8 protein-coding genes are annotated in these 7,032 nt (G+C 70.5%); 2 read left to right on the top strand and 6 right to left on the bottom strand.

All coding sequences use genetic code 11. The annotated features are described in order from the left end of the window. Positions 1 to 271 precede the first annotated feature (271 nt). Together ACFWV3_RS44285 and ACFWV3_RS44290 are read right to left on the bottom strand one after the other, a co-directional pair. Complete coding sequence (locus ACFWV3_RS44285; RefSeq protein WP_382420116.1) at positions 272 to 2,245, bottom strand: WD40 repeat domain-containing serine/threonine protein kinase; 1,974 nt, start codon at positions 2,243 to 2,245, stop codon at positions 272 to 274. 125 nt (positions 2,246 to 2,370) lie between these two features. Then, positions 2,371 to 2,949, bottom strand: coding sequence for a class I SAM-dependent methyltransferase (locus ACFWV3_RS44290; protein WP_382420118.1), 579 nt, complete (start codon positions 2,947 to 2,949; stop codon positions 2,371 to 2,373). Positions 2,950 to 3,019: 70 nt separating this feature from the next. Between ACFWV3_RS44290 and ACFWV3_RS44295 the strand changes: the two genes are divergently transcribed. Further along, entirely contained in the window at positions 3,020 to 3,934 is a 915-nt protein-coding gene (locus ACFWV3_RS44295; protein ID WP_382420120.1) for a helix-turn-helix transcriptional regulator, read from the top strand. Between the two features lie 127 nt (positions 3,935 to 4,061). Continuing rightward, entirely contained in the window at positions 4,062 to 4,553 is a 492-nt protein-coding gene (locus ACFWV3_RS44300) for a GtrA family protein (RefSeq protein WP_382420122.1), read from the top strand. 16 nt (positions 4,554 to 4,569) lie between these two features. Here the strand turns inward: ACFWV3_RS44300 and ACFWV3_RS44305 are convergent, their stop codons facing one another. From ACFWV3_RS44305 to ACFWV3_RS44320, 4 genes are all read right to left on the bottom strand, one after another. Next, positions 4,570 to 4,815 (bottom strand): DUF2630 family protein, encoded by a 246-nt coding sequence (locus tag ACFWV3_RS44305; RefSeq protein ID WP_382420124.1) that lies wholly within the window; start codon positions 4,813 to 4,815, stop codon positions 4,570 to 4,572. 37 nt (positions 4,816 to 4,852) lie between these two features. Next, complete coding sequence (locus ACFWV3_RS44310; RefSeq protein ID WP_382420126.1) at positions 4,853 to 5,056, bottom strand: hypothetical protein; 204 nt, start codon at positions 5,054 to 5,056, stop codon at positions 4,853 to 4,855. Continuing rightward, entirely contained in the window at positions 5,053 to 6,135 is a 1,083-nt protein-coding gene (locus ACFWV3_RS44315; RefSeq protein WP_382420128.1) for an anion permease, read from the bottom strand. The genes ACFWV3_RS44310 and ACFWV3_RS44315 overlap by 4 nt, the downstream gene beginning before the upstream one ends. A gap of 210 nt (positions 6,136 to 6,345) precedes the next feature. Then, positions 6,346 to 6,864 carry a GNAT family N-acetyltransferase gene (locus ACFWV3_RS44320; RefSeq protein WP_382420130.1) on the bottom strand — a complete coding sequence of 173 codons (519 nt, stop codon included), beginning with the start codon at positions 6,862 to 6,864 and terminating at the stop codon, positions 6,346 to 6,348. Positions 6,865 to 7,032 lie beyond the last annotated feature (168 nt).

The following is a 7,032-nucleotide window of genomic DNA, read 5'->3' on the forward strand; positions in this document are numbered from 1 at the left end:
CCGTTTGACACCCCCATCTCGTTGTGGCTCGCTCCTGGTGCGACTCGTGACGGGACCCCACCGCAACGCAACCAAAAACGAAACAGCAAGCCGCCCAACACAAACAGGCGTGCCATCAACCCGCCCACGGCGCTGGGCCCCCGATCAGATTGCCGGGGGTTCGGGGGCAGAGCCCCTGAGGGGAAGCATGCAACCGCAAGCCGGCCGCCCGCAAGGCAACCACCCGCGAGAGTCGCGACCCGCATCAGGGGAACGCACCAAGGACAACCCTCTAAATCTTCCAAATCCGAACAACCTTGTCCGACCCCCCAACCGCAATCCGCCCCCCAGCCGGATCAAACGCAACAGCCTCAACCTGCCCACTGGCCCCAAGCACAACAGCCCGAATCCTCTTCGACGCAACATCCCAGAGCTGAACGAAGTTCCCCTGCCCCCAAGCCGCCACCATCTTCCCCCCAGGATGATACAAAGCACTGGACAAAGTCAGGTCATCATCAGCCCGCGGAAAGACAGCAACACTCCGCCCACTCTCCACATCCCAGATCTGCATGCTGTTCTTGCCATCACCATCGACCACAGCCAGCAACTTGCCATCAGGCGAGAACGACCCCCCGTGCCCAGTGGAGTCGTTGATCGTCTTCACGGTCTTCCCAGAAGAAGGATCAACGATCCGGATCTCCTGGTACTTCGTCCCCGCATAAGCAAGCAGCTTCCCGTCAGGCGAGAACGACAGATCACTGCTCCCCTGAGCCTCGGCCAGCCCGATCTTCACCGAACGCGAAGCCACGTCCCACACCTGCAACCGCCCGGTGTGCGTGACCCCGACCAACGTCTTCCCGTCGGGGTGGAACAGCAGCGTCTTCATGATCGACCGGCTCTGGTCCAGCCCGCCGATCATCGACCGGTCCGCGATGTTCCACAGGTACGTGGTGAAGTCCCCGGTCCGGTTCCCCCCGGCCGCGAGGATCTTCCCGTCCGGGCTGATCGCGACCGCGCAGGCCGACGCGCCACCGGGTCCGTCGGGGTTCTGCACGGTGCCGATGAGCTTGTTCGTGGTCGTGTCCCAGAGCCGCACGAGCGCGCCGCCGTCGCCCAGGCCGTCCTCCGCACTGGCCAGGAGCTTCCCGTCCGGGCTCCAGGCCAGCGACGAGACCGCCGCCTTGTGGTCGATCAGCTGGACGTGCTCGGTGTACTCCTCCGGACGGCCCGGCGGCACCTCCGACGAGGTGGTCGTCTCCTCCGACCCGCCCTCCTTGTTCGACACGGGCTTGCCGTCGTCCTTGGTGCTCGGCAACGCGGCACCGTCCCCGCTGCCGGTCCCCGACGACAACCACCACGCGACACCACCGGCGGCCACGGCGAGCGCGCCGCCGCCCGCCAGCAGCAGCGTCCGCCGGTTGACACCACTGCTCGACGCCTGGACCGGGAGCACCACGGGCGAGCCGGCGAGCAGCGCGAGCGCCTGGTCGACGGACGCCCGCTCGGCCGGGTTCTTGCGCAGCAACGCGCCGAGCAACGACGACAGGTGCCCGGCACGGACCGGCGGCGCGGGCTCCTGGGTGAGCAACATCGACAACGTCGTCATGAAGTCCTGGCCCTGGTACGGCGGCCGGCCCTCGACGGCGGCGTACAGGGTGGCGCCCAGCGACCACATGTCCGTGGCCGGCGTGATCGGCGCGCCGGTGCCCTGCTCGGGCGCCATGTACGCGGGCGTGCCGACGATCGAGCCGTCGGTCGTCAGCGGCACGTCGCCGGTGAGCCGGGCGATGCCGAAGTCGGTGATGACGACCCGGTCGCCGGACAGCAACACGTTGGCGGGCTTGAGGTCGCGGTGCACGATCCCGGCCTCGTGGGCCACCCGCAGCGCGCCGAGCATCGACGTCGCGATGTAGGCGACCTGGTCGGGCGGCAGCGCGCCCTGGGCCTTCAGCAGGTCCGACAGCGACCCGCCGCGCACGAACTCCATCACGATCATCGGCGTGCCGTTGTACTCGACGACGTCGTGCACGGTGACGATGCCGGGGTGGTTGAGCTGGCCCGCGAGCTGCGCCTCGCGCATGGCCCGGTGGCACAGCAACGCCCGCTGCTGCTCGTCGAGCCCGGCGGGCAGCAGCAGCTCCTTGATGGCCACCTCACGGCCGATGACCTCGTCCCGGCCGAGCCACACCCGGCCCATGCCGCCGGTCCCGATCACCTGCACGAGCCGGTAGCGCTGCGCCACCAGACTTCCCGTCGCATCCGTCACGGCGCGCAGCTTAGATGGTGCCGGAGCCGCGCCAGCACCAATTCGTAAAGGTTAGCAACTAAAACAAATCCGTTGGGAGCAAAGCAACATCGACGTCGTTCAATCGGTCGACAATGGACCTGTCGCTAGTGGACTGTCGCGACCTCGATGCCCACCGGGCCGAACGACCTGAGCTCCACCGTGCGGGTCGGCTCGACGGTGAACCCGGCGGCCGCGATCGCCTCGCGCGCGTGCCCGTGGTGCGCCATGTCCGCGAGCACGAACACCCCGCCGGGCTTCAGCACGCGCCGCACCTCGGCGAGCATCTCGCCCTTCGACGGGCCGTCGAGGTGGTGCAGCATCAGGCTGGAGAAGACCCGGTCGAACGACGCGTCCGGGTACGGCAGCTCCTGGGCGTACCCGCGGTCGAGGCGCGCCTTCACCCCCGCCCGGCGCAACCTGCGCTCGGCCCGCGCGAGCAACTTCAGGTCGGGGTCCACGCCGGTGAGCCCGGCACCGCTCCTGCCGGCGGCGCGCAGCAGGTTGCCCGTGCCGCAACCGACGTCCAGCACCTGGTGACCGGTACCCAGCTCCGCCAGCGCGACCATCTCGCCGTGCACGCGACCGAGCCGGGACACGCGGTGCAGCAGGTCGTAGAACGGCATCAGGTAGTGCTTGCCCATGGCCGGCAGGTAGTCACGCTCATGGGACGATGTTTCGGTCATAAGAACATGATGTCCTTCTCGGCAGCAGCATTTCTGCGTCGATCTGCGGCAGGAGTGGGATGATGTGACGGTGCTGACCAGACGGACTTCCCCGCACGGCGACGAACCGGTGGCCTACTCCTGGCGACCGTCGCCGGGCGAGCTGCCGGTCTCGGTGACGCCACTCGGCCACGCGGCCGGTGCCGACGGCGGGCACGAGGCCCACTCGCACGACTTCCCCGGCCTCTCGTACTTCGCCGCCGACGGCGGGATCATCCGCACCGGCCGGCAGGTCCGCGCCGTCGAGGCGGGCGACCTGTTCGTCATCGCGCCCGGCGACGTGATGGGCAGGGCCGACAGCGGCGACCTGGTGGACGCACGGGGCTGGGGCGTGTTCTTCACCGCCGACGCGCTCGGCCCCGACACGCCGGCGGCGCACCTGACGTGGCGCACCCACCCGTTGCTGTTCCCGTTCGTGCGCGGCGGCGCGGTCGGCGCGTTGCGGCTCAAGGTGCCCGAGGACGAGCGCGCCGAGTGGACCACTCGCATCCGCGCGCTCGACGACGAGCTCCGGCACCGCCGCGAGGGCTTCCGCGAGGCCGCGTACGCGCACCTCGTCCTGCTGCTCGTCGGGGTGTCCCGGCTCGCCGCGGACGTGGTCGGCGACCTGCGCGAGAACGCAGAACCCCTGCTCGCCGAGGTGTTCGACGTGATCGAACGTCGTTACCCCGAGCCGTTGTCGCTGCGGGAGGTCGCGGCCGCGGTCAGCATCTCCCCCGGCCACCTCACCTCGACGGTGCGCAGGAAGACCGGCAGGACCGTGCAGGAGTGGATCACCGAGCGGCGGATGGTCCAGGCGAGGCGGCTGCTGGCCGTGGCGGACCTGACGGTGAGCGACATCGGGCGGCAGGTCGGGTTCCCGGACGCGGGGTACTTCGCGAGGACGTTCGGCAAGCTCCACGGCATGAGCCCGACGGCGTGGCGGAAGGTCAACGGCCGAGCCTAGCGGCCGCCGATCCGGGTGAAGCGCACCCGAACACCACCGGCACGGAGGCTGAACTCCTGGGGACGGCCTGCCCGGCGGCGCCCGTTCTGCCGGGTTCGCCCCGCGCCGCCGTGGCACTGTCGTGACCATGACCGGCGGGGACCAGACCACTTTGAGCGACACCGGGAGGGACCTCGGCACGAGGTTCCACGACGCGATGGCGGTGGTCGTCCGGTGGCTGCCGTTCGGCCTGTCGCGGGTCGTCGCCCCCAGCTTCCTCGGCTTCGCGCTGATCAACGGCTGCACGTTCGCCATCGACCTGCTGCTGCTCACGCTGTTCCGCGGCGGTCTCGGGCTGCCGCTGCCCGTCGCGTTCACGATCGCCTACGTGCTGGCGTTCGGCCTGAGCTTCGTCCTCAACCGCGCGCTGAACTTCCGCTCGCACGCCCCGGTAGGCCCGCAGGCGGGCCTGTACGCCGTGGCGATCCTGGTCAACTACCTGGCGTTCATCCTGGGCGTCGGCAGTGCGCTGACCGAGCTCGGTCTGCAGTACCAGCTGTCCAGGGTGGTGGCCGGGGCGTGCGAAGCGGCGTTCATGTACAGCGTGATGCGCTGGGTGATCTTCCGGGACACGAAGTGAGACCGCCGGAACGGACCTACTGCAAGTAGCCCTCGACCTCACCGACCGAGCGGGCCTGCACGCCCTCCGCGTCCTCGCCCTGCGACCGTGCCGAACGCCGCCGGCGCAGGAGGTCCCAGCACTGGTCGAGAGCTTCCTCCAGCGACCGCAGCCGAGCGTGCTCCTCGTCGGTGCCGATCTCCCCGGACGCGAGCTGCTGGCGCAGCTCGTGCTCCTCGTCGACCAGTTCGTTGATGCGGCCCAACACGTTCTCGTCACTCATTGCGCCGACTTTACGTCCAACTGTCCACACGTGCGCATCAGTGCACGGCCACCAGATAGATGCCGTACGCGACTAGCGCGACGCACGCCGTGAAGCTCACGGCGGGCACCACCTTGTTGCCCTTCTCGGCGAAGGCGAGCCCCGCGGAGAACAGCGTCACGACCCCGACGCCGAGCACCAGCGAGACGCCCAGCACCAGCCCCAGCCCAGACCAGTCGATGTGCACAGCAGCACTCCTCACGCGGTGACGTTGTGGGCGCCGACGGGGTTGCGGCGCGACAGGACCCAGCAGCCGATCCCGACGATCAGGCCGACCGCGGCGACGGCCAGCACGCCGACGGTCCCCTCGGACGCGGTGCGGCCGGCCAGCGCGCCGACGACCGCGGCGGCGGGCAGGGTGAGCAGCCAGGCGAGGACCATGCGCCCGGCGACGGTCCAGCGCACGTCGGCCAGCCGCTTGCCGATGCCGGACCCGACGACGCCGCCCGCGCACACGTGGGTGGTCGACAGCGCGAACCCGAGCTGCGAGGACGTCATGATCACCGCGGCGGCCCCCGTCTCGGCCGCGAAGCCCTGCGGCGGCTCGACGTCGGTGATCCGCCTGCCCATCGTCTGGATGATCCGCCAGCCGCCGAGCCACGTGCCGAGCGCGATCGCCGTGCCCGCCGAGATGATCACCCACAGCGGCGGCGCGGCACCGGCGGGCAGCGCGCCCGCGGTGATCAGGGTCAGGGTGATGATGCCCATCGTCTTCTGGGCGTCGTTGGTGCCGTGCGCGAGCGACACCAGGGAGGCGGACGCGATCTGCCCGTACCGGAAGCCGCGCTGGGCGATCTTCGCGCCCCTGGTCAGCCGGTAGGCGGCGAACGTCCCGAGAGCCGCCACCAGCCCGGCGATCACCGGTGACGCGACGGCGGGCACGATCACCTTCTCGACCACCGCGGTGAACCGCACGGCGTCCGACCCGGCGGCCACCCAGGTCGCGCCGATCAGGCCGCCGAACAGGGCGTGCGACGAGCTCGACGGCAGGCCGAGCAGCCACGTCGCGAGGTTCCACACCACCGCGCCGACCAGGCCGCCGAACACCACGGCCGGACCGATCTTCGTCTCGTCCACGAGCCCGGACGAGATCGTGCGCGCCACCTCGATCGAGAGGAACGCACCGACGAGGTTCAGCACCGCCGACACCGCGACCGCGACCCGCGGCGGCAGCGCGCCGGTCGCGATCGAGGTCGCCATCGCGTTCGCGGTGTCGTGGAACCCGTTGGTGAAGTCGAACACCAGCGCCGTCACCACGACGACGACAACGAGGATCTCCATGCCGCGCGGGGTTGCCGTTCCAGGTGAACGCCGTCCCACATCCGGATGAAACTACGGCGGCATCGACTGGGGCTGCACCGACTGGGGAAGGGCGGCGAGCGAGAGGCTGTCAGCGACCTGGCCAGGTCGCTCACCCCCAGCACGCCGTGCATGTCCATCGCGGTCCTTCCCGTCCGGCTCACGAAGGTGGACCGGGCGAGCAGGCGGATCTCATCGCCGGACGCGCACGTGCCGGTGTCCTTCGCCGGGGAACTCGGGTGGCGCGGCGGGAAGCAGGCCGTGCAGGACGTAACCGCACTTCTCGGCCACGCGGCAGGACGGGTGGTTGTCGACGGCGTGCAGCAGCTCCAGCCGCACGAGCCCGGCCTCGTCGAGCGCCCACCGCGACACGGCCTCCAGCGCGCGTGCGGCGATCCCCCGTCCCCTGGCGTGGGCGGCGGTCCAGTACCCGACCTCGGCCGGCGCGGTCTTCACCACGACGTGGCCGAGCGGAGGTCCGTCCTCGGCGACCACCGCGAAGCTGAACCGGGTCGCGGCCGCCCACCCGGCGGCCTGCTCGTCCAGCCACCGCCGGGCCTCGGCCTCACCGGTCAGCGGGACGGACACCCTGCGGCGCAGCACCGGATCCCGGTGCGCCGCGACCAGTGCCGGGAGGTCGCCGGCCCGCCACGGCCGCAGGAGCAGGGCGGGTGCCGGACCGGCTGCGGGCACGGACAGGGTGACGGTCACGGCACCACAGTCTGCTCGTTCGTCAGCTGCTGCGCGGCAACACCACGCTGGAAGGGGCGTCGGGGGGGGGGCAGGAGCCCCAAACCAGAAAGAAGGAAAACATCCTTTCCCCCTTCTTCCCCCCCCTCCTCCCCCCCCCCCCCCCCCCCCCAACACCCCTGCCACCCC

Origin of the sequence: Lentzea sp. NPDC059081 (assembly GCF_042738015.1) — a bacterium.
Taxonomy (GTDB): Bacteria; Actinomycetota; Actinomycetes; order Mycobacteriales; family Pseudonocardiaceae; genus Lentzea.